1 protein-coding gene is annotated in these 1,206 nt (G+C 50.8%); it reads left to right on the top strand.

Annotated features, from left to right (window positions below; translation table 11 throughout):
- The first annotated feature begins 424 nt into the window (after positions 1-424).
- Entirely contained in the window at positions 425-862 is a 438-nt protein-coding gene (locus I2E45_RS10305) for a hypothetical protein (protein WP_195241047.1), read from the top strand.
- Positions 863-1,206 lie beyond the last annotated feature (344 nt).

Below are 1,206 nucleotides of genomic sequence, written 5' to 3'. Positions count from 1 at the left end.
CATTGTGGCATCCCGAGCCCGCGGAAAGAAGCTGCGCCGCGGGGGAGGCGACCCAAATGGCTTTCTCATATCGTCTTGGGCTTCGAACCCTGCTTGAGTGCCTTGGAAAGGCCGACAAGGGCCGTGAGGAGCGAGACCATAGCAGTCAGGAGCTTCACGAGCTCAGTGAAATCGGTCATGGGCATCACCTCCCATCGGATGGAGGGCTCTGCCCGGCACGAGGGCTGCCGACAGCAAGGACGATTCTATCAGAGCGGCTGACTCCCGCCCGATTATTACCATCCCACCGCGCCTGTGCAAAAAAGAGGGCCGCCAAACAGCGACCCTCCAGCGAAAGTGCATGTTATTTAGGACAGTCAAATTCTTTGAAAAACAAATGGATGCTGTATAATTACAAATAAGAGTCACCCGGAAGGAGCGATCGATGAAAAGCAAACGATTTGTCCTGAATGCACTTCTGGTAGTAGCAATATTGACGCTCTTCGTCTTTTCGTACTCATACATGAATCAGCCAAGATTTGGATATGCTTTATACGCTGTTTTTTCCGGCGAAACAACTTACAACACTATAGGCTTCATTGACGCAATCTTTTTCTATGTAGTCGGCCCCGTATCAAGCGAACTGGTCGCTTTTGTTGTCAGCTACAACCTGAATCAACAAAGCCAAACTCACTCAGCGACTTCGGCCAAACAAGGAATCAATCTCTTCGCAATAATGATAATTCTGCAAATTGCGACCGTGTTGATTATCGCCCTGACCGCAACAAACGTTTTGAAGTATGAGTTCGGATTCATCGCGAGCTGTCTCATGGCAATTGCCGCGGGTATAGCGGTTTCGTATACGTCACCGGCAAAGAAGTAGATCAACTAACAGGGCCTATTTGGAATCCGAATCGTCCATGGAACCGTCGATGCCGGTTTTGGTGTCGTCATCCGTATTGGAATCGTCATCCTTGGGGCTTATAGGACACACATTTTGTCCTATAAGCCCCGATCAATTCATACTCCTCATCCTCGCCGAATTGCGAGTATGGCAGAATCGGCACTGGATGGCAGCGCGCTAGGCCGTGTCCGCGGAGTTACCCCCCCCCCGTTTTTATCGTAACAGCTGATTTTAGGGACGCTTCAAGGTCGCGCGCGCAGACGTGGTGTAAGAGTGTCCTGAGGTCCGTCGCTGCAAGTCCCGATGTTACTCCTTCTTGAGAC

Source organism: Collinsella aerofaciens, assembly GCF_015555045.1.
In the GTDB taxonomy this organism is placed as follows: Bacteria; Actinomycetota; Coriobacteriia; order Coriobacteriales; family Coriobacteriaceae; genus Collinsella; species Collinsella aerofaciens_W.
This window is presented reverse-complemented; position numbering and strand designations above follow the sequence as displayed.